General features: G+C 69.5%; 19 protein-coding genes. 10 read left to right on the forward strand and 9 right to left on the reverse strand.

The annotated features are described in order from the left end of the window. Positions 1–15 precede the first annotated feature (15 nt). The 7 genes from scpB to Ga0609869_RS13845 form a co-directional block, all read right to left on the reverse strand. Complete coding sequence (gene scpB, locus Ga0609869_RS13815; RefSeq protein WP_245972240.1) at positions 16–666, reverse strand: SMC-Scp complex subunit ScpB; 651 nt, start codon at positions 664–666, stop codon at positions 16–18. After that, a complete protein-coding gene (locus Ga0609869_RS13820) occupies positions 663–1,442 on the reverse strand; it encodes a segregation and condensation protein A (RefSeq protein WP_125404858.1) in 780 nt (259 codons plus the stop codon). The genes scpB and Ga0609869_RS13820 overlap by 4 nt, the downstream gene beginning before the upstream one ends. Next, complete coding sequence (gene nagZ / locus Ga0609869_RS13825; RefSeq protein WP_125404856.1) at positions 1,435–2,451, reverse strand: beta-N-acetylhexosaminidase; 1,017 nt, start codon at positions 2,449–2,451, stop codon at positions 1,435–1,437. The genes Ga0609869_RS13820 and nagZ overlap by 8 nt, the downstream gene beginning before the upstream one ends. After that, positions 2,448–3,350 (reverse strand): SPOR domain-containing protein, encoded by a 903-nt coding sequence (locus Ga0609869_RS13830; protein ID WP_125404854.1) that lies wholly within the window; start codon positions 3,348–3,350, stop codon positions 2,448–2,450. Before Ga0609869_RS13830 ends, nagZ begins: the two co-directional genes overlap by 4 nt. 86 nt (positions 3,351–3,436) lie before the next feature. Beyond that, complete coding sequence (gene argS / locus Ga0609869_RS13835) at positions 3,437–5,182, reverse strand: arginine--tRNA ligase (RefSeq protein ID WP_125404852.1); 1,746 nt, start codon at positions 5,180–5,182, stop codon at positions 3,437–3,439. A gap of 49 nt (positions 5,183–5,231) precedes the next feature. Continuing rightward, a complete protein-coding gene (locus Ga0609869_RS13840; RefSeq protein ID WP_125404851.1) occupies positions 5,232–7,055 on the reverse strand; it encodes a cation:proton antiporter in 1,824 nt (607 codons plus the stop codon). Between the two features lie 11 nt (positions 7,056–7,066). Beyond that, complete coding sequence (locus tag Ga0609869_RS13845; RefSeq protein ID WP_125404849.1) at positions 7,067–8,212, reverse strand: deoxyguanosinetriphosphate triphosphohydrolase; 1,146 nt, start codon at positions 8,210–8,212, stop codon at positions 7,067–7,069. Positions 8,213–8,289: 77 nt separating this feature from the next. On the opposite strand from Ga0609869_RS13845, the gene Ga0609869_RS13850 reads away from it, so the two are divergent. The 6 genes from Ga0609869_RS13850 to xth all read left to right on the forward strand — a co-directional run bounded on the left by Ga0609869_RS13850 (position 8,290) and on the right by xth (position 12,892). Beyond that, on the forward strand, positions 8,290–8,619 hold the full coding sequence (locus Ga0609869_RS13850; protein WP_125404848.1) for a HesB/IscA family protein: 330 nt from the start codon (positions 8,290–8,292) through the stop codon (positions 8,617–8,619). Positions 8,620–8,786: 167 nt separating this feature from the next. After that, a complete protein-coding gene (locus Ga0609869_RS13855) occupies positions 8,787–9,242 on the forward strand; it encodes a c-type cytochrome (RefSeq protein WP_125404846.1) in 456 nt (151 codons plus the stop codon). Between the two features lie 3 nt (positions 9,243–9,245). Then, the gene (locus Ga0609869_RS13860; RefSeq protein ID WP_125404844.1) at positions 9,246–9,860 is read left to right on the forward strand and encodes a cytochrome b/b6 domain-containing protein; all 615 of its coding nucleotides are present in this window, start codon (positions 9,246–9,248) and stop codon (positions 9,858–9,860) included. A 195-nt stretch (positions 9,861–10,055) separates the two neighbouring features. Continuing rightward, complete coding sequence (locus Ga0609869_RS13865) at positions 10,056–11,276, forward strand: BaiN/RdsA family NAD(P)/FAD-dependent oxidoreductase (RefSeq protein WP_125404843.1); 1,221 nt, start codon at positions 10,056–10,058, stop codon at positions 11,274–11,276. A gap of 42 nt (positions 11,277–11,318) precedes the next feature. Next, a complete protein-coding gene (locus Ga0609869_RS13870) occupies positions 11,319–12,047 on the forward strand; it encodes a hypothetical protein (protein WP_125404842.1) in 729 nt (242 codons plus the stop codon). Between the two features lie 65 nt (positions 12,048–12,112). Next, positions 12,113–12,892 carry an exodeoxyribonuclease III gene (xth, locus tag Ga0609869_RS13875; RefSeq protein WP_125404841.1) on the forward strand — a complete coding sequence of 260 codons (780 nt, stop codon included), beginning with the start codon at positions 12,113–12,115 and terminating at the stop codon, positions 12,890–12,892. Positions 12,893–12,898: 6 nt separating this feature from the next. Here xth and Ga0609869_RS13880 read toward each other — a convergent pair whose 3' ends face one another. Further along, on the reverse strand, positions 12,899–14,074 hold the full coding sequence (locus tag Ga0609869_RS13880) for an FAD-dependent monooxygenase (protein ID WP_125404840.1): 1,176 nt from the start codon (positions 14,072–14,074) through the stop codon (positions 12,899–12,901). A 52-nt stretch (positions 14,075–14,126) separates the two neighbouring features. Then, positions 14,127–14,549 carry an RNA polymerase-binding protein DksA gene (dksA, locus tag Ga0609869_RS13885; protein WP_125404839.1) on the reverse strand — a complete coding sequence of 141 codons (423 nt, stop codon included), beginning with the start codon at positions 14,547–14,549 and terminating at the stop codon, positions 14,127–14,129. A 190-nt stretch (positions 14,550–14,739) separates the two neighbouring features. Here dksA and Ga0609869_RS13890 point away from each other — a divergent pair, with 190 nt between their 5' ends. The 4 genes from Ga0609869_RS13890 (at position 14,740) to Ga0609869_RS13905 (ending at position 17,931) form a co-directional block, all read left to right on the forward strand. Continuing rightward, positions 14,740–15,579 carry an AAA family ATPase gene (locus Ga0609869_RS13890; protein WP_125404838.1) on the forward strand — a complete coding sequence of 280 codons (840 nt, stop codon included), beginning with the start codon at positions 14,740–14,742 and terminating at the stop codon, positions 15,577–15,579. A 381-nt stretch (positions 15,580–15,960) separates the two neighbouring features. Next, entirely contained in the window at positions 15,961–16,407 is a 447-nt protein-coding gene (locus Ga0609869_RS13895; RefSeq protein ID WP_125404837.1) for a GNAT family N-acetyltransferase, read from the forward strand. A gap of 4 nt (positions 16,408–16,411) precedes the next feature. Beyond that, positions 16,412–17,770, forward strand: a complete 1,359-nt coding sequence (locus Ga0609869_RS13900; RefSeq protein ID WP_125404836.1) for a DUF2927 domain-containing protein — start codon at positions 16,412–16,414, stop codon at positions 17,768–17,770. Beyond that, positions 17,767–17,931, forward strand: coding sequence for an apolipoprotein acyltransferase (locus tag Ga0609869_RS13905; protein ID WP_125404835.1), 165 nt, complete (start codon positions 17,767–17,769; stop codon positions 17,929–17,931). The genes Ga0609869_RS13900 and Ga0609869_RS13905 overlap by 4 nt, the downstream gene beginning before the upstream one ends. Position 17,932: the final 1 nt, after the last annotated feature.

Below are 17,932 nucleotides of genomic sequence, written 5' to 3' on the forward strand. Positions count from 1 at the left end.
GTGCCCTCCTTGGGGTCAGCTTTCGTCCTCGAACATGTCGCTTTGGCCTTCGTCCTCGGCCTCTTCGCCGTCTTCGGACACGCCGGGCGGCGGCCGGCTGTCGAGCAGGCCCGCGGCGCGCAATTCCTTGAGCCCCGGCAGGTCGCGCGCGCTTTCCAGCCCGAAATGGTCGAGAAAGCCCTGGGTGACAACATAGGTCACCGGCCGGCCCGGTGTCATCCGCCGCCGGCCGAAGCGGATCCATTCCAGCTCCAGAAGCTGGTCGATGGTGCCCCGGCTGACCGAAACCCCGCGGATTTCCTCGATCTCGGCGCGGGTGACGGGCTGATGATAGGCGATGATCGCCAAGGTCTCGACGGCCGCGCGCGACAGCTTGCGCATCTCGACCGTCTCGCGCTGCATCAAAAACCCCAGGTCGGGTGCGGTGCGGATCGCCCAGGCCTCGCCCACCCGCACAACGCGCACTCCGCGCCCCTCGTAGCGGCGGCGCAGCATCTCCAGCGCGCGGGCGGCGTCGCAGCCATGCGGCAGCCGCGCGTTCAGGTCGGCCACGCCCACCGGCTCGGCACTGGCAAACAGCACGGCCTCGACCATGCGCTCCTGTTCCGACAGGGGCGGTGCCTCGAAGAGGCTGCTTTCGGTTGGGGCGTCGTCGTCTTCGCTCACCGCGCCACCTTACGGATCTCGATGGGCGCGAATGTGGCAGACTGGCGGATCTCGGCCGCGCCCTGTTTCACAAGTTCGAGAGAGGCCGCGAAATTGGCCGCCGTGGCCGAGCGGCGCCGCGCCGGGTCGGTCTCCCACCCCTCGGGCAGCCAGTTCGACAGCGTCATCCACTCGCCCGCATAGCCGATCAGCCCGCGCATCCGGTCAAGCGCCTCTTCCATCGTGTAGATCGAGTCGCGGTCCATCACGTATGGCCTGAAATCGTCGCGGGTGCGGATGCGGGCATAGGCCTGCATCAGGTCAAGCAACGTGGCGGTGTAGGTCACGCGGCGGATACGGGTGACGTCGGTGGGGGTGCCGCGGGCGAAGACATCGCGCCCCAGCCGGTCGCGGCCCATCAGCCGCGCGGCGACGTCGCGCATCGCCTGCAGGCGTTCGAGCTGAAAGGCCAGATGCGCGGCCAGATCCTCGCCCGTGGGGCCCTCGTCCTCGGGGTCGGGCGGCAGCAACAGCCGCGATTTGAGAAAGGCCAGCCACGCCGCCATCACCAGGTAGTCGGCGGCCAGCTCGATCCTGAGCGCCTTGGCGCGCTCGACGAAGCCGAGATATTGCTCGGCCAGTTGCAGCACCGAGATCTTGCGCAGATCGACCTTTTGCGTGCGCGACAGAGACAGCAGCAGATCGAGCGGCCCCTCGAAGCCGTCCACATCGACGATCAGCGCCTCGGCGGCGCGGCGTGCCTCGATGCTGTCCACGATCTCGCCGGCGTCATCCATAAACGTCACCCTTCAGGATCTCGGCCAGTTCCGCCTCCAGCGCCTCGGCCTGGGCGGGCGCGGGCGGCCTGCGGCGCGCCAGCGCCGCTGCGGCGCGCAGCGCGCCCGCCTCGCTCAGCATCCCGGCCTCTTCGGCCACGGCCTCCATCTCGGCCATATCGCCGTTGCAGTGCAAGACCGCGTCGCATCCCGCGCGCAGCGCGGCGACCGTGCGCCGTTTCATGTCGCCCGAGAGCGCCTGCATCGAGATGTCGTCGCTCATCAACAGACCGTCGAACCCGATCTCGTCGCGGATCACCCCGATCGCCTGCGGAGAGACCGTGGCCGCCCGGTCGGGGTCGATCGCATCGTAGACGATATGGGCGGTCATCGCCATCGGCAGGTCGGCAAGCGCGCGGAACGGCGCGAAATCCTCGGCCTCCAGCGTGGCGCGGTCGGCGCTGACACGGGGCAGCGTCATATGGCTGTCAAGCGTGCCCCGGCCGTGGCCGGGGATGTGTTTCAGCACCGGCAGCACACCGCCGGCCAGCAGCCCCTCGGCCACCGCGCGCGCAGCGCCGATCACCGTGACCGCATCGCTGCCATAGCAGCGGTTCTTCAGCACCGGGTGGGTGTCGCGGCGGGCAAGGTCGGCCACGGGCGCGCAGTTGACGTCGATGCCCACGGCGCGCAATTCCTCGGCGATCAGGCGCGAGCGCAGGAACATCGCCCGCGCCGCCCGGCCCGGATCGGCCGATTGCATCTGCTCCAGCGCCGGGCGCCATTGCCGCCAATAGGGCGGCTTCATGCGCTGCACGCGCCCGCCCTCCTGGTCGATCAGGATGGGCGCGTCGCGGCCCACGGCCTCGCGCAGCGCACCGGTGAGCGCGCGCAGCTGGCCGGGATCTTCGATGTTGCGGTCGAAAAGGATGAAGCCAAGCGGCCTGGCCTCGGCGAAAAAGCGCCGCTCGGCCTCGCTCAGCACAGGGCCGGCGCAACCGGAGAAAAACGCCCCGGCGCCCTCGGTCACCGTGCGACCACCGGGATGCAGTCTGCCCCCTCGGCCATCAGCGCGGCGCAAAACCGGCGCGCGTCGGCCAGATCGGCGAACCCCGCCGCGCGCAGCCGATAGAAACTGCGCCCGCCGCTTTCGGCGCCCTGCACAACGCGGCTTTTGCCGGTCATGAAGCTGTCGAACCGGCCGCTCAGCCGGGTCCAGTCGCTGCGCGCCTCGTCGGGTGTATCGAAGGCGCCGAGCTGGACCAGTACCGTGCCCGCGATGATCTCGCCCGCGGGCAACTCGTCGGGGATGCCGGGGGAGACGGCGGCGGTGGCCGCGGCAATGGCCATGCGCGCCGCAAGGTCGCCCTCGGGCCGCGCCGGCGGGCGCGGCGAATGGGCGACGCCCGGAACCGTGCGCGCGATCGCGCCGGCGGGCAGCGTGGCGCCCTCTTCCTCGGCGGCCGCGTCGGCGCCAGCCGCGTCTGCCTGCGCGGCGGGCTCGGGGGTCTGCCCGGCCGCGTCGCCGGTCTCGGGCAGGGCCGACAGCGCGGGCCGTCGGGCCGGGCTCAGATCCGCCGCCGGCCTGTCCTCGTCGGTCAGGGACACCGGGCGCGGGGCCAGCGCCACGCGGTCGGGCGCGGGCGCGGCCTGTCCCTCGGCGGCCACACGGTTGACGGCGAGCCCCTGATAGGCCGCCCGCTCTCCGCCGGGGTCTTCGGGCGCGATGCGCACCGGACCTTCCAGCGCGCGCACAACCGGCACGCCCGACACGTCGCGCACGACCAGTTGATAGCCCCAGACCGCCAGACCGGCCACCAGCGCCGCCGAGGTCAGCCCCCCGGCCCAGGCGACGATCCGCGCGGCCGAACGTCCGGGCGCGGTCTGCGCCGTGCCCGCATCGAATGCGTCATAGGTAGATTCTGCCATGCTCCGCCTCACTGCCCGCAGGGCGGCACATGAGTGGCACCGCCCGATACTCTTGCCTGCAAAGCCCCGCGCCGGTGCGCCTTGTCTCAGCGCATTTCCTGCACGGGGGTCACGCCAAGGATACCAAGACCGGCGGAAATAACAACGGCCACGGCCCGGGCAAGGGCGATTTTCGATTGGCTGAGCGCGGGGTCGTCCTCTTGCACAAAGCGCAGCGCGGGCGTGTCGTTGCCCCGGTTCCACAGCGCGTGGAACTCCGACGCAAGCTCGTAGAGGTAGAACGCGACCCTGTGCGGCTCGTGCGTGCGGGCGGCGATTTCCACCAGGCGCGGCCATTCGGCCAGCTTTTTCGCCACCGACAGCTCGGCCTCGTGGTCGAGCCGCGAAAGATCGGCCGCGGCCAGCGTCAGATCGTCGACCGCGATCCCCGCCTCGGCGGCCTTGCGCAGCACCGAACAGACCCTGGCATGGGCGTACTGGACGTAAAAGACAGGGTTGTCCCTGGACTGCTCCAGCACCTTGTCGAAGTCGAAATCCAGGGGCGCGTCGTTCTTGCGCGTGAGCATCACGAAGCGGGTGACATCGGGGCCCACCTGCTCGACCACGTCGCGCAGGGTCACGAAGGTGCCCGCGCGTTTGCTCATCTTGAAGGGTTCGCCGTTCTTGTAGAGCTTGACCAGCTGCGTGAGCTTGATGTCGAGCGGCACGCGGGCGTCGGACAGCGCGGCGACGGCGGCTTTCATGCGTTTCACGTAGCCGCCGTGATCGGCGCCGAAGACGTCGATCAGCTGGTCGAAGCCGCGCTCGATCTTGTCGTAGTGATAGGCGATGTCGGGGGCGAAATAGGTCCAGGCGCCGTCGGATTTCATGATCGGCCGGTCCACGTCGTCGCCGTGTTCGGTGGATTTGAACAGCGTCTGCTCGCGCGGCTCCCAATCCTCGGGGGTCTTGCCCTTGGGCGGCTCCAGCACGCCCACGTAGATCAGACCCCTGGCGCGCAGCGCCTCGATCGCCGCCTCGATCCGGCCCGTCCCGTAAAGCGATTTCTCGCTGAAAAAGACATCCATCTCGACGCCCAGCGCCTTCAGGTCGTCGCGGATCAGCCCCATCATCTTGTCGGTGGCATAGGCGCGCACCTCGGCCAGCCACACGTCCTCGGGCTGATCGACATAGGCGGTGCCGACCTCGGCCGCCAGCGCCTCGCCCACCGTGATCAGGTATTCGCCCGGATAGGTGCCGTCCTCGAAGGCGACGCTCTCGCCATGCGCTTCGAGGTAGCGCAGGTAGACCGAGCGGGCCAGCACATCGACCTGCGCGCCGCCGTCGTTGATATAGTATTCGCGGGTCACGTCGTAGCCCGCGTAATCCAGAAGGCTCGCCAGCGCGTCGCCGAACACCGCGCCGCGGGTGTGGCCCACGTGCAGGGGTCCGGTGGGGTTGGCCGAGACGTATTCGACATTGACCTTCTCGCCCCGCCCCATCGCCGAGCGGCCAAAGCCCGCGCCATCGGCCAGCACCAGGTCGATCACGCCCTGCCAGACCGCCGGCGCCAGCCGCAGGTTGATGAAACCCGGCCCGGCCACCTCGGCGATCTCGATGCGGTCATCGTCGGCCAGCCGGCCGGCCAGCGCCTCGGCGATCTCGCGCGGCTTGGCTTTCGCCGGCTTGGCCAGCACCATCGCGGCGTTGGTGGCCATGTCGCCATGGGCGGCATCGCGCGGCGGCTCGACCGCGACGTTGGCGAAATCCAGCCCCTCGGGCAGCGCGCCCTCGGCCTGCATCGCGGCGAGGCTGTCGATCACGAGCGCGCGGATGTCGGTGAACAGGTTCATGTCATGCGTCCTATGGGTCGGGCGTGATCTACCACGGGAACGCGGGGCGTCAACCGGCCTCGGCCTGCGCCTCGTCGGGCGGGCTCAGCGACAGCAGGCTGCTGCCCTCGCCCGCGCGCAGATCTTCGTCGCTATCGGCCACCAGCCTCAGCGCGCCCGTGGGCGCGATCACGCCCAGCACGACCGACTCGGGGTTGGCCTCGCGCCAGGTTTCCAACGGGTAATCCTCGGTCAGCCCGGTCAGGCGGATGCGCCAGCCTTCGGTCATCAGGCGGTTCATTTCGTAATACCCGTGCCCGCCGCCGATCGGCCTGCCGCCCAGCGTGGCAGGCAGCGCGTGGCGCCGGCTCTTCTGCTTGGCACGCTTGAGCTGAAAGACGTTCTCGCGGCCGAATTCGGGCGCCACGTCGGTGGCCACCAGCGTGTTGTAGGCATCGTTGTCGGTGGCCGCGATCACCATGCCGTAGCTGACCAGTTCGACGCTGTGCTCGGCGGTTTCCGAAAGGATGTCACCGTAGAAGGTGGGCAGCCCCGCCTCTCGCGCGCGGCTCAGCCGCGCCCGGTTTGGGTCGGCGATCAGCACCGGCAGCTCGGCCCGTTTCAGCGCCTCGCCCAGAGCCGTGGCAAAGCGCGAGCCACCGACGATCAGCACCCCCGGCGTCTGCGCCCCGGCCAGCCCCAGAGCGCGGGCCAGCGGCGCCAGCGAGAACCCGTGCATCACCACCGTCGCGGCCACCAGCGCAAAGGCCAGGGGCGCGACCCGCGCGCCGTCCTCGAAGCCCAGCGATGTCAGCCGCTCGCCGAAAAGCCCCGCCACGGCCACCAGCACCACGCCGCGCGGGCCGGTCAGCGCCACCAGCCAACGCTCGGGCCAGGGCACGCGCGAGAACGCCAGCGAGGCCAGCACCGTCACCGGGCGCGCGATCAGCACCATCACGGCCACGAAGGCCGCCGCGCGCCAGTCGAGCATGGCCAGCGTTTCGACCTTCATGTTGGCCGCCAGCAGGATGAACACGCCCGACACCAGCAGAATCGTGGCGTGTTCCTTGAACCGGCGCATCTCGGCGTAAGAGGGCAGATCGGCATTGGCGATGACCAGCCCCATCACCGTGACCGCCAGCAGGCCGCTTTCGTGCAGCACCCAGTCTGACAGCGCGAAGGCGCCCAGCAGCACGGCGAACAGCACCGGAACCTTCATGTATTCGGGCACCAGCGCCCGGCGGAACGCGGCCGAGATGCCCCAGCCCGCGAGGACGCCGAGGACCAGTGCAAAGGCGATGCCGCGGACCATGTCCCAGGCCGCGTCGCCGGGCGACAGCGGCGAGGCCAGCACGATCACCACCTCGAAGGCCAGCACCGCGGCCAGTGCGCCCACGGGGTCGTTGACGATGGCCTCCCATTGCAGCAATTGCGCGGGGCGGCGCGCCAGCCGCGCCTGGCGCAGCAGCGGCGCGATCACCGTGGGGCCGGTCACGATCATGATGCCGCCGAACACGGCCGAGGTCGCCCAGCCCAGCCCGGCCACGTAATGCAGCGCCAGCGAGGACAGAAGCCACCCAAGCGGCGCGCCGATCACCACCAGCCGCGCCACCCCCGGCGCGGCATCGCGCAGCGAATGCAAGTTCAGCGTCAACCCGCCTTCGAACAGGATGATCGCCACGGCGATTGCCACCATCGGCCCCATCAGGTCGCCGATATCGCGCGCCGGGTCGAACAGACCCGTCGCGGGCCCGACGATCAGCCCCGCCAGCAGCATCAGCACGATCGCCGGCAACCGCAAACGCCATGCCAGCCATTGCGCCCCCACCCCCAATGCGCCCACGAGAGCGAAGGCCATCACCGGCGCCATCGCGCCTTCCGCCCCTGTCGCCATGATCCGTCCTTTCAGCCTGAGCCGCCCAGAAGGCGGGCATGTTCTTGCAGCGCGAAGCGATCGGTCATGCCCGCGATATAGTCGGCCACGATACGCGCCAGCGCGGTCTCGCCGGGCGCCGCGGCCACGTCTTCGCGCCATTTCTCGGGCAATAGCTCAGTCCGCTTCAGGTAGAGCGGGAACAGGCCCTCGACCACCTTGGTGACCTCGGCGCGCACCTTCATCACCGAGGGCGCGCGGTACATCCGCGCGAACAGAAAGGCCCGGATCTGCTTGAGATCGGCCCAGAGCGCATCGGAAAACCGGATGACCGGCCGGCCCATGTGGCGCACATCGGCGGGGCTGTCGGGCCGGGTTTCGGCCAGCACCGCCTGGGCCTGGGCGATAACGTCACCCACCATCACTCCGAAAACCCGCCGCAGCGCCTCGTGCCGGCGCCGCTTGGGATCGAGCCCGGGGTGGGCCGCGTCGACCTCGGCATAGCAGGCCCCCACGATGGGCAGCGCGGCGATGTCGGCCTCGGTGAACAGCCCCGCGCGCAGGCCGTCATGCAGGTCATGGTTGTTATAGGCGATGTCGTCGGCCAGCGCGGCCACCTGCGCCTCGGCGCTGGCATGGGTGGAAAGCTCCAGATCGTGGCGGGCATTGTACTCGGCCAGCGCGTAGGGCAGTTCGCCGCCCACCGGGCCGTTATGCTTGGCGATGCCTTCCAGCGTCTCCCAGGTCAGGTTCAGACCGTCGAACCCCGCATAGTGGCGCTCCAGCCGCGTCACGATCCGGATCGCCTGGGCGTTGTGGTCGAACCCGCCATAGGGCGCCATAAGCGCGGCCAGCGCATCCTCGCCGGTATGGCCGAAGGGGGTGTGGCCCAGATCGTGGGCAAGCGCCACGGCCTCGGTCAGTTCCTCGTTCAGGCCCAGGGCACCGGCAACGGTGCGCGCCACCTGCGCCACCTCGATGGAATGGGTCAGCCGCGTGCGGAAATTGTCGCCCTCATGCACCACGAAGACCTGTGTCTTGTGCATCAGCCGACGGAAGGCCGAGGAGTGGATGATCCGGTCGCGGTCGCGCTGAAAGCATGAGCGGAAGGCGCTTTCGTCCTCCGGATAGAGCCGCCCCCGCGTGTCTTCGGGCCGGCAGGCATAGGGTGCCAGCATGTCGTCCCCGTTCTTGTCGTCGCCTGACCAGCCCCATATATTCGAGATATAACGGTTTTCATACGGGATTTGCCGAGATGACGCTCACCCTGCCCCCCAAAGTGACCGAGCGCGCCTTCGCGCGGCTGTCAGAAATCGGCGTCGCCGCCCAGGGCAAGGCCCTGCGCGTCGCGGTCGAGGGCGGCGGCTGCTCGGGCTTTCAGTACGAGATCACGCTCGACGCCCCCTCCGAGGACGACCTGGTGCTCGAACGCGGCGGCGAAAAGGTGGTCATCGACAGCGTGTCGCTGCCTTTCCTGTCCGACGCGACGATCGATTTCAGCGAAGAACTGATCGGCGCGCGCTTCACGATCGACAACCCCAATGCAAGTAGCTCCTGCGGCTGCGGCACCTCGTTCTCGATGTGACGCGAATCCGGGCGCCTCACGCAACTGTGACCCGTCGTGCCGGTGATTTTCATCGCACGTGTCACAACGCCGCGTAGAACGATCCGCGGAAAAAATGCGACGGAAAATCGTGACCTGTCCGTTTTAGGTCCGCGTTGCGACGCATCCACAACCTTTGGAGAGACTACATGCGCAAGATCGTTCTTACGGCCGTTTTGGCCGCGCTGCCCGCCACCGCCATGGCCGAGGGGCTTGAAGACCTCGTCGAGGCGCGCCGCGGCTATTACAAACTGCTCGGCGCCAACATGGGCGAACTGGTCGCCATGGTGAAGGGCGAGGCCGAGTATGACGGCGCCACCGCCCAGACCCATGCCGCCAACCTCGTCACGCTGACGAACTACAACCTCGGCCATCTCTACGCCCCCGGCACGTCGAAAGCCGACCTGCCCGGCGAGACCCGCGCCCTTCCCGAGATCTGGGACGACATGGCCGGCGTGCAGGAAAAGGGCATGGCCTTCGTCGAGGCGGTGAACGAGTTGAACGAGGTCGCCGGTCTCGACAAGGCCGAACTCGCCGCGGGCGTGCAAAAACTGGGCGGCACCTGCAAGGGCTGCCACGACGACTACCGCGCCAAGGACTTCTAAGCCATGAAGGACACGAGCACCGCGCGCGACGCCGACGGCGAAACGCTGGAAACCGTCCGGGTCTGGGACCCGCTGCTGCGCCTGTTCCACTGGTCGCTGACGATCGCGGTCGTCGGCGCCTGGGGGCTGGGCAAGTTCGGCCCCGACATCATGACCCTGCATTTCTACTTCGGCTACGCGGTGCTCGGCCTTCTTGCCTTCCGGTTGCTCTGGGGCCTCATCGGCCCCGAGCATGCCCGGTTTTCCAACTTCGCCTACGGGCCCGGCAAGATTGCCCGCTACGTCGGACGCATCTTCGCCAGGCGGCCCAGCTACTGGCGCGGGCATAACCCGGTGGGCGGGTTGTTCGTGTTTTTCTTGCTGGGCGTGCTGGCGGTGCATGCCGGCACGGGGCTGTTCGCCGACCCCGAGGATTACATCAACGTCGGCCCGCTGGCCGGCTGGGTCAGCAACGACGGGGCCCGCACCGCGCTGTCTTGGCACGCGATGCTCAGCTGGGTGGTGCTGGGGCTTGTCGCGCTGCACATCGCCGCCATCGCCTTTTACAAGAAATGGAAGGGCGAAAACCTGATCCGCCCGATGGTGACCGGGCGCAAGACCGTTCGCAAGGACGGCTAGGGCCGCGACCGCGCAACGCCGACAGGGCCGGCGCCGGGGGCGCAATGCGGATGGCCGCTGCGCTGCGAATTGCCGAAATGCGATCGCCCCGCCTGCATCGCGCACAACGCCCGCGAAGCGCCTGGCGCCGTCTGCGTCGGCCGTCGGGTCACGGCCCCCTTGCGCCTTGCACCCGGACCTGCGTAGGCCAGCGCCATGACCAGTGATCATCCCTGCATCATCATCGGCGCCGGCGCGGCCGGGCTGATGTGCGCCGCCCATGCCGGGCCCGGCACGCTGCTGATCGACCATGCCGCGGTCCCGGGCGAAAAGATCCGGATCTCGGGCGGCGGGCGGTGCAATTTCACCAACCTTTATTGCGGTCCCGAGAATTTCCTGTCGGACAACCCCCACTTCGCCAAATCGGCGCTGGCCCGCTTTACCCAGTGGGATTTCATCGATCTGGTGGACCGCCACGCCATCGCCTGGCATGAAAAGTCACTGGGGCAGCTCTTTTGCGACGACTCGGCCCGCCAGATCGTTTCGATGCTGCGCGACGAGGCGCGCCGCGGCGGTGCCGTGCTGCGCCTCGGCGTGTCGGTGGCCGAGATCGACCATCGTGACGGGCAGTTCGTGCTGACGCTGTCGACCGGCGAGACGGCGACCGCCCCGGCGCTGGTGCTGGCCACGGGCGGCAAGTCGATCCCCAAGATGGGCGCCACCGATTTCGCCTACCGCGTCGCCCGGCAATTCGGCCACAGGGTGACCGACACGCGGCCCGCGCTGGTGCCGCTGACGCTGTCGGGCGCGCCGCTCGAGGCGCTGAAACCGCTGGCGGGGGTCAGCCTGCCGGTGCGTGCGGCCTGCAACGGCGCGGGGTTCGACGAGGCGCTGCTCTTCACCCATCGCGGCCTGTCGGGCCCCGCGGTTCTCCAGGTGTCGTCGTACTGGCGCGAGGGCGATGCGGTGGCGCTGGACCTGCTGCCGGGGCGGGACGCCCTCGCCGCGCTGCGCGCCCTGCGCGCCGAGGCCGGGCGCAAGAGCCCCGCCAACGCGCTGGCCGCGCTCTTGCCCGGCCGCCTGGCCGCGCATCTGGGCGCCAGTCTCGCGCCGCGGGGCAACATGGCCGACCTCTCCGACGCGGCGCTGCGCGACATGGCCGCCGCCCTGTCGGACTGGCGCATCACCCCCTCGGGCAGCGAGGGCTACCGCACCGCCGAGGTCACGCTGGGCGGCGTCGCGACCGACGCGCTGGACGCGCGCAGCATGGAAAGCCGCAACCAGCCCGGGCTTTACGTGATCGGTGAGGCGGTGGACGTGACCGGCTGGCTGGGCGGGTACAATTTCCAGTGGGCCTGGTCCTCGGGCTGGGCCGCGGGCACCGCCATCGCGGCCCGGCGCGCCGCCGGGGCTGGTCAGGGTGCCGCCGCGCGCTAAAACCCGGTAACATCGCTTTGCACGCAAGGGCCCGGTGGCGCCATGACCGTCGTTCTGATGCTGGGTTCGGGCCCCTCGGTCACCGCCTGCCGCGCATGGCCGCGCGCGCCCTTCGACCGGATCGTGGCGATCAACAACGCCTGGCGCGTGCGCCCCGACTGGGACGACCTGGTGACGCCCTACGACTTTCCGCCCCGACGCATGCCGCCCGCGACCGACGCCCGCCAGCGCCTGATCCGCGAGGCGGACTTCATCCCCGCGGTCAATGCCTTCGGCGGCATTGTTTACGCGGGCGCAACAATGACCTTTACCGCCGCCTATTGGGCGCTTTTCGCGCTGCGCCCCAAGGTCATCGGCTTTCTCGGCTGCGACATGGTCTACCCTACCACAGGCCCCACCCATTTCTACGGTCAGGGAACGCCCGACCCGTTGCGCGCCGACGTCACCCTGCAATCGCTCGAAGCCAAGGCCGCGCGGTTGATGATCTGCGCGGCGCGGCAGGGCTGTGCGCTGGTCAACCTGTCGCGCGGCCCCAGCCGGCTGGTCTTTCCCCGCGGCACGCCCAAGGCGCTGGCCGCCGCCCTGCCCCTGCCCCATGACGGCGCGCTGGCCGCCGCCGCCGGGGTGCAGGAGGCGGCGCTGGGCTATCGGGTGCCTTCGGGCCGCTACTGGGACGAGACGCAGGGCTTTGACGCCGGGGCGCTTTCGGCGCTCGACGCGCTGTGGCTGGCCGCCTCCGGCCACCGCCCCGCCCGCGAGATGACCGCCTGACCCTGCGGGCATGGACTTTCGCCGCGCCGCCGGGGATAGTCCGGCCGACAAGGGGACAGACCGCCATGCAGATTGCGACCTTCAACATCAACGGCGTCAAGGCGCGCCTGCAGACCGTGCTCGACTGGCTCGACGCTGCCGCCCCCGACGTGGCGCTTTTGCAGGAGATCAAGTCGGTCGACGAGGCGTTCCCGCGCGAGCCGTTCGAGGATCGCGGCTACAACCTCGAAACCCACGGCCAAAAGGGCTTCAACGGCGTGGCGATCCTGTCGAAGCTGCCGCTGGAGGACGTCGCCCGCGGCCTGCCGGGCGATGACGGCGACGAACAGGCCCGCTGGATCGAGGCCACGGTGGTCGGCACCCGCGCAGTGCGCCTCTGCGGGCTCTACCTGCCCAACGGCAACCCCGCGCCGGGGCCGAAATTCGACTACAAGCTGTGCTGGATGAAACGGCTGGAGGCCCGCGCGCGCGACCTTTTGGCGGCCGAAGAACCGGCGGTGATGGCGGGCGATTACAACGTCATCCCCCAGGACGAAGACGCCGCCCGCCCCGAGGCGTGGAAGGACGATGCGCTGGCCCTGCCGGAAGCCCGCGCCGCCTTTCGCCGCGTTCTCAACCTCGGCTTCACCGAGGCGTTTCGCGCCCGCACGCGCGGGCCCGGCCACTATTCGTTCTGGGATTACCAGGCCGGCGCCTGGAACCGCAACGACGGCATCCGCATCGACCACGCGCTGCTGACCCCGCAAGCCGCCGACCTGCTGACCGACTGCCGGATCGAGACCGAGATGCGCGGACGCGAGAAACCCTCGGACCACGTGCCGCTCTGGATCACGCTGGACGCCTGAGCCCGATTAGTCCGACCGGGCCGTGACGTCGTGCTGGTAGAGCCAGTCGAACCGGTCGGCCAGGAATCCCGGCGCCAGCTTGTTGGCGAGCCTGAGCGCGCCATGGGCGGCCCCGCGGATCGGCGGGGCGGAGATGTGATAGGCCCAGGCGTTGCGGCTGGCGGCCTCGACCACGCGCTCGGTGCGGGGGCGGCGCGCGGCCTGGTAAGCGGCCAAGGCCATTTCCATCGTGTCGTACCGGGCCAGCGCCTCGGTCAGCACCCAGGCGTCCTCCAGCGCCATGTTGGCGCCCTGGGCCAGGAACGGCAGGGTCGGGTGCGCCGCGTCCCCCATGATCGCAGCCGGGCCCTTGTACCAGGTCTCGGCCACCCTGTGGCGGAACAGCCCCCAGAGGTAAACCTCTTCCACCCGATCAAGCAGCGCGCGCAGTTCCGGCGGGAATTCGGCGAACGCGGCACGCAGGTTCGCCGGGTCGTCGGGGTGGTTCCAGCCCTCCTCGGTCCATGCGCTGCGTTCCTCGACCGCGACGATGTTCACCGATTGCCCGCCACGCAGCGGGTAATGCACCAGATGCCTGTTGGGCCCGATATGGTTGATGGCGAAGGGCGGCACGGGGCCGTCTGCGCGCACGACGGCGCGCCACGCCACCTGCCCGGTAAAAAACGGCCGCGCATGCGAGTTGAGCGCGCTGCGCACCACCGAATGCAACCCGTCGGCTCCGACCAGAAGATCGGCCTGCAACTTGGCGCCCTGGGCGGTGGTCAGCCGCGCGCCCCCGGGGTCGAGTTCCAGCCGCGTGATCTCGTGCAACAGCCGGATCGACACGCCGGCCGCCCGCGCCGCCTCGGCCAGAAGCGCGATAAGGTCGGCCCGGTGGACGAGGTAATAGGGATAGGCGTTGCGCGTCAGGTCGAGCCGCATCACCTCGCGCCCTTCGCGATGGTCGCGCAGCACCACCGCGTCGGCGCGCACAGCGCTTTCGCCCAGGCCCCGTTCCAGCCCCAGCGCCCTGAGCACGGCCACGCCGTTGGGGCTGATCTGCAGCCCCGCGCCGACCTCGCGGATCGCCTCGGACTTTTCCAGCACGGTCACGTCGGCGCCGCGCCGGGCCATGGCCGTGGCGGCACAGAGCCCGGCGATGCCGGCCCCCAGGATGGTGATCTTGCGCCCGCTCAACGTCATGCGCTTCCCCTCCCGGAAGCCTGCAGCCGGGCCCGTGGGCCAGCCCGCCCGATCAATCGTCGCGATGTACCCGCTCGCGGCGTTCGTGGCGTTCCTGGGCTTCCAGGCTCAGCGTCGTGGTCGGCCGTGCGTCCAGCCGCTTCAGCGAAATCGGCTCGCCGGTTTCCTGGCAATAGCCGTATTCGCCCTCCTCGATGCGGCGCAGCGCAGAGTCGATCTTGGCGACCAGCTTGCGCTGGCGATCGCGGATCCGCAATTCGAGCGCGCGGTCGGTTTCCTCGCTCGCGCGGTCGGCGATGTCGGGGATGTTGCGCGCACCGTCCTGCAGCCCCTCGATGGTGCTCTTGCTTTCGTCCAGCACTTCGGTTTTCAGGGCATTCAGCTTGCGGCGGAAATACTCGAGCTGGCGCTCGTTCATAAACGGCTCGTCTTCGGCGGGCCGGTAATCTTCGGGCAAGAAAACTTCGGCTTTCATCCCTGCTCCCTCGGTACGGGCCGGGCCTGCCGCTCCCTGCGGGGCGCGACCCCCCGGCGATCCTGCGGCAGCGTGTAGCCCAAGCGCGCGCCCGTGTCACTAGCCGATCTGCCGAATTTCAGGCCCTTGCAGCGCAGAGTTGCGGCGCTATGGTCGCCGGCAGGATCGCCCTGCCCGCCGAGGATGCCCGATGAAGTTCGCCGGAACCGAAACCTATGTCGCCGATGACGACCTCGCGCTCGCCGTCAACGCCGCGATCACGCTGGAACGGCCGCTTCTGGTCAAGGGCGAACCGGGCACCGGCAAGACGGAACTTGCCCGCCAGGTGGCCGAAAGCCTGAACCTGCCGATCATCGAATGGCACATCAAGTCGACCACCCGCGCCCAGCAGGGGCTCTACGAATACGACGCCGTCTCGCGCCTGCGCGACAGCCAGCTCGGTGACGAGCGCGTGCACGACATCGCCAACTACATCAAGCGCGGAAAGCTGTGGGATGCCTTCGCGGCCACCGAAAAGGTGGTGCTGCTGATCGACGAGATCGACAAGGCCGATATCGAGTTTCCCAATGACCTGCTGCAGGAACTCGACCGGATGGAGTTTCACGTTTACGAAACCGGCGAGACGGTGCGCGCCGCGACGCGGCCCATCGTGATCATCACATCGAACAACGAGAAGGAGTTGCCCGACGCCTTCTTGCGGCGCTGTTTCTTCCACTACATCCGCTTCCCCGACGCCGAGACGATGAAGCGAATCGTCGAGGTGCATTTCCCCGGCATCAAGGAGCGGCTGCTGACCGCCGCGCTGACGCAGTTTTACGAGATCCGCGAGATGAACGGGCTGAAGAAGCGGCCGTCGACCTCGGAAGTGCTCGACTGGCTGAAGCTGTTGCTCGCCGAAGACCTCACGCCCGAGGACCTGCGCCGCGACGCCAAGTCGGCGCTGCCCAAGCTGCACGGCGCATTGCTGAAAAACGAGCAGGACGTGCAGCTTTTCGAGCGGCTGGCCTTCATGGCGCGGCGGGGCGGTTGAGGGCAGGCACCGACACGCCCTCCCGAACAGGGCTCGGTCGCCCCATGGCCGCTTGCGGAGATCGGATTCGCCTTGCTTCGCAACGCGATCCGACGGGGTATTTGGACCAAGCAGAAGCAGGCGATGGGTTCTTCTGGCCGCAAATATCCCGGGGGGAGTCCGAAGGACGGGGGGCAGCGCCCCCCAGCGCCGCCGCAATGCCGGTGTCCGCTCCATCCGGCACAGCGAACCGGCATGACCACCGCGACAGCCCCGTTCGCACCCGCCGGACCACGGCGCGCCCTTGCGCCCCCTTCCCGCCCATGTGATCGGCGCGCCGCTTGCACATGCGGCGAACGCCCGTATCCTGTGGCTCCGATCCCCGAAGGACCCGCAGCCCCGATGCCCGATCCGATCATCCGTCCGCTCCGCAGCGACGACCGCGCCGCCTGGGACCGGCTGTGGGGCGCCTACCTAGACTTTTACCAGACAGCTCTGCCCCCAGAGGTTTACGAGGCGACCTTTACCCGGCTTCTCGACCCGGGCATGCCAGACATGAACGGGTTGATCGCGATCGAGGACGGCACCCCGACCGGCCTTGTCCATTACATCCGTCACCGGCACTGCTGGCGGGTCGAGGATGTCTGCTACCTGCAGGACCTCTTCGTCGACGCCGAGGCGCGCGGCGGCGGCATCGGTCGCGCGCTGATCGAGGCGGTCTATGCCGCGGCAGACGCCGCCGGCACGCCCTCGGTCTACTGGCTGACCCAGGAGTTCAACGATTCCGCCCGGCAGCTTTACGACCGCATCGGCCGGTTCACCCCCTTCGTCAAATATGTGCGGGGCTAAAGCGATGCAGCGCTGGCTGATCCTCGCCGCGCTCGCGCTCGGCGCCTGCGCGGCCCCGTCCGACGACATCGCCGCCCGCCGCAGCGCGCCCACCGGGCAACTGCCGCCCATGAAAACCTTTTCGATCGCCCGGCCGCGCGCACCCGCCCGGCCGAATGCGCTGATCGCCAAGGATTTCCTCGACCTCGCCTTTCGGATGGAAAGCGGCCGGGAGCTGCCGGTGCTCACCCGCTTTGCCGAGCCGATCACGCTGCGCGTCAACGGCGCCGCGCCGGCCAGCCTCGGGCCCGACCTGGCCGCCCTGCTCGGCCGTCTGCAGCGCGAGGCGGGCATCGGCATCCGCCGCGTGCCCGCCGCTGCGCCGGCCAACATCACCGTCGAGATCGTGCCGCGGGCCACCCTGCAGCGCGCCGTGCCGCAGGCCGCCTGCTTCGTCGCGCCGCGGGTGGACAGCTGGGAGGCCTACCGCCGCGCCCGCCGCAGCCGCACGCTGGACTGGACGACCCTGGCCCGGCGCGAAAAGGTGGCCATCTTCCTGCCCGGCGATGTCAGCCCGCAGGAGGTGCGCGACTGCCTGCACGAGGAAATCGCCCAGGCGTTGGGGCCGCTCAACGACCTTTACCGGCTGCCCGAGAGCGTTTTCAACGACGACAATTTCAACACCGTCCTGACCGGGTTCGACATGCTGATCCTGCGCGTCTACTACGCGCCGGAGCTGAGAAACGGCATGAGCCGCGAGGCGGTGGCCGACCGCCTGCCCGCCATTCTCGCCCGGCTCAACCCGGCGGGCCAGCGCCCCGCGCCGCCGCCCCTGCCAGAAACCCCGCGCGCCTGGATCGAGACGATCGAAACCGCGCTCGGCCCCGGCACCGCGCCCGGCCGCCGCCGCGACGCCGCCACCCGCGCGGTGGCCATCGCCCGCGGACAGGGCTGGTCCGACACGCGGCTGGCCTTCAGCCTGTTCGCGCAGGGGCGGCTCGCGCTGGCCGAGAACGGCGAGCTGGCGCTGGCCTCTTTCCTGCAGGCCGGGCAGATCTATGCAGGCTCGACCGAAACGCGGGTGCAGGCCGCCCATGTGGCGATGCACCTGGCCGCCTTTGCGCTGTCGGCGGGCCAGCCCGATGCCGCCCTTGGCGTGATCAATGCCCATCTCGCCGCCACCGCCCGGGCGCAGAACGCGGCCCTGCTGGCAACGATGATGATGATCAAGGCCGAGGCGCTGGACGATCTCGGCCGCCCGGCCGAGGCGCGGGCGGTGCGCCTCGACAGCCTCGGCTGGGCGCGCTATGGCTTCGGCGCGGACAAGGAGGTGCGCGCCCGACTTTCCGATATCGCGGCGCTCAGCCCGGGGAGGCGACCATGATCGTGATACCGGCCGCGCTTGCCGGCGCGCTTTGGGGCGGGCTTCTGGCCCGGCGGCGCAAGGGCAACGGCTACGACATAGCGCAATACGCGGCGGGCTACGGCATCGCCTTCGCGCTGCTGGGCCTCTTTGCCTCGGTACTGCTCGACCGTCTGTACTAGA

It is taken from the genome of Rhodovulum iodosum, assembly GCF_041020385.1.
Taxonomy (GTDB): domain Bacteria; phylum Pseudomonadota; class Alphaproteobacteria; order Rhodobacterales; family Rhodobacteraceae; genus Rhodovulum; species Rhodovulum iodosum.

Bases quoted from the DNA above. Each gene is read 5' to 3' on its own strand.
- Ga0609869_RS13820 (WP_125404858.1), bottom strand. From the start codon at position 1,442: ATGGATGACGCCGGCGAGATCGTGGACAGCATCGAGGCACGCCGCGCC.
- Ga0609869_RS13830 (WP_125404854.1), bottom strand. From the start codon at position 3,350: ATGGCAGAATCTACCTATGACGCATTCGATGCGGGCACGGCGCAGACC.
- argS (WP_125404852.1), bottom strand. From the start codon at position 5,182: ATGAACCTGTTCACCGACATCCGCGCGCTCGTGATCGACAGCCTCGCC.
- Ga0609869_RS13840 (WP_125404851.1), bottom strand. From the start codon at position 7,055: ATGGCGACAGGGGCGGAAGGCGCGATGGCGCCGGTGATGGCCTTCGCT.
- Ga0609869_RS13845 (WP_125404849.1), bottom strand. From the start codon at position 8,212: ATGCTGGCACCCTATGCCTGCCGGCCCGAAGACACGCGGGGGCGGCTC.
- Ga0609869_RS13850 (WP_125404848.1), top strand. From the start codon at position 8,290: ATGACGCTCACCCTGCCCCCCAAAGTGACCGAGCGCGCCTTCGCGCGG.
- Ga0609869_RS13855 (WP_125404846.1), top strand. From the start codon at position 8,787: ATGCGCAAGATCGTTCTTACGGCCGTTTTGGCCGCGCTGCCCGCCACC.
- Ga0609869_RS13860 (WP_125404844.1), top strand. From the start codon at position 9,246: ATGAAGGACACGAGCACCGCGCGCGACGCCGACGGCGAAACGCTGGAA.
- Ga0609869_RS13865 (WP_125404843.1), top strand. From the start codon at position 10,056: ATGACCAGTGATCATCCCTGCATCATCATCGGCGCCGGCGCGGCCGGG.
- Ga0609869_RS13870 (WP_125404842.1), top strand. From the start codon at position 11,319: ATGACCGTCGTTCTGATGCTGGGTTCGGGCCCCTCGGTCACCGCCTGC.
- xth (WP_125404841.1), top strand. From the start codon at position 12,113: ATGCAGATTGCGACCTTCAACATCAACGGCGTCAAGGCGCGCCTGCAG.
- Ga0609869_RS13880 (WP_125404840.1), bottom strand. From the start codon at position 14,074: ATGACGTTGAGCGGGCGCAAGATCACCATCCTGGGGGCCGGCATCGCC.
- dksA (WP_125404839.1), bottom strand. From the start codon at position 14,549: ATGAAAGCCGAAGTTTTCTTGCCCGAAGATTACCGGCCCGCCGAAGAC.
- Ga0609869_RS13890 (WP_125404838.1), top strand. From the start codon at position 14,740: ATGAAGTTCGCCGGAACCGAAACCTATGTCGCCGATGACGACCTCGCG.
- Ga0609869_RS13895 (WP_125404837.1), top strand. From the start codon at position 15,961: ATGCCCGATCCGATCATCCGTCCGCTCCGCAGCGACGACCGCGCCGCC.
- Ga0609869_RS13900 (WP_125404836.1), top strand. From the start codon at position 16,412: ATGCAGCGCTGGCTGATCCTCGCCGCGCTCGCGCTCGGCGCCTGCGCG.
- Ga0609869_RS13905 (WP_125404835.1), top strand. From the start codon at position 17,767: ATGATCGTGATACCGGCCGCGCTTGCCGGCGCGCTTTGGGGCGGGCTT.